Genomic DNA, 1,442 nt, shown 5'->3' on the forward strand with positions numbered 1-1,442 from the left:
TAGGCTATTCTATCAATTAAGATCTAGTTTTTAAGCCATAATGGCTGATGGTAGTGTTTTATGTAGTTAGGGAAGCCCTGGAGCAGGTGATGTGGTGCTGTCTGAGTCAGTAACGATGTAAATTGATTCTACCTGTTGGTTCTGTTGAGGCAGGGCTACAAAGCGTCCTTCATCAATCAAATAGGTAATGGTTTCACCCTGAATACTATTGCCCTCCTGCAACACAAAAACATTACCATTGAGAACCAGACGGCGCTCACGGCTGAAGTATTGGGCTTGGGCTGCAGTTGCTTGTATTTGGCGAGCGGGATAGTTAATTTGGACATTGCCACGGGCTGTGACTACGCCAGTTTTGGAGTTAGCTTCCTGGACATCAGAGCGAACCGTCAAGGCACTTCCATCAGCTGCTGATGGTTTATTTTGGGCTTTTGCTTGGGGGCTGTTCAGGAAAGTTGGTAATGCGATCGCACCTACCAAGGTAACTGGCAAGAATAATCTTAGACCTAGATTATGCCTTAATCGGTTAGTATATTTAAGGTCGGACTTCATGCTGTTGTGTGTGATGACTGATCTCGAATACCAATAAGCTGTTCTGCCTACTAGTTTAAGCAAATCCAGCCATAGCTTGGGAATGAAAATGGGCTTTTTGCTCTAAGGCACGTGTTTTAGTTTTGACGACTAGCCACCAACAAAGTTTCTCATCCTTTCAAAGCATGTGCTAACAACTAATGGTTAACAAGTTAATGGTTAACCATTAGTTGTTAACCATCAACTCCCTTGAGTTTTGGAAAACCCCTAACCCCTTCACCACTAACTACAACATCATTGCTGTCAGCCGCCTCTAACTGTCTAACAAAATCAGCAACTTGCTCTGAGCCAAAGTTTTGCAATGCCTGTAGGAGATTAACACTTTGAGATAGTAGCTCAGTGACATCAATCCCCCCATAGTCTGGTTGATAGTTACTGAGACGTCCGATCCCTTCACCGAGTAAAACCACTGCACCACGCCAGTTTAGATTACCTAGGTGGTAGCAGGCAACAGATATTTGTAAAATACCTTGATAAAATCGCTTTTGCGGCTCAACTGCTTCTATCCATAAAGCTTCAAGGGTGTCGTGACAAGCGTAAAACTCTTGCTGATTAAATTGATCGACACCCTGCCAAAATTCTTCAGGTAGTACTATGGCTGTCATGCCATGCTATCTCGCGCAGCTTTAATTTCGTCTAGGGAAATTTCTTGCTTATCACCGGCAAAATCGTTATCCGGAGTCAAAAATAACATACAGTGGCACTCCTTGCGTTCCCGCATGGGCACACAAGGGCAATTCCAGAAGGTAGCTTTCACCTCTGCTTCTTTGTCTTCATAATGGCGGCAAGGGCATAAGGGAGCACCGAGTTCTTCTTTGTGTTTGGCAAGTCCCTCAATCACCACAGCAGTTACG

At 44.3% G+C, this 1,442-nt stretch carries 3 protein-coding genes; all 3 read right to left on the bottom strand.

Annotated elements, in window-relative coordinates; translation table 11 throughout:
* Positions 1-66 precede the first annotated feature (66 nt).
* Complete coding sequence (locus F6K20_RS38340; protein WP_044492664.1) at positions 67-549, bottom strand: LptA/OstA family protein; 483 nt, start codon at positions 547-549, stop codon at positions 67-69.
* A 212-nt stretch (positions 550-761) separates the two neighbouring features.
* Entirely contained in the window at positions 762-1,193 is a 432-nt protein-coding gene (locus F6K20_RS38345; protein WP_008182483.1) for a DUF309 domain-containing protein, read from the bottom strand.
* Positions 1,190-1,442 (bottom strand): ferredoxin-thioredoxin reductase catalytic domain-containing protein (locus F6K20_RS38350; RefSeq protein ID WP_287298408.1); only part of this gene is annotated, 253 nt, incomplete at its 5' end. The genes F6K20_RS38345 and F6K20_RS38350, both read right to left, overlap by 4 nt.

Source organism: Moorena sp. SIO2C4 (assembly GCF_010672485.1).
Taxonomy (GTDB): Bacteria; Cyanobacteriota; Cyanobacteriia; order Cyanobacteriales; family Coleofasciculaceae; genus Moorena; species Moorena producens.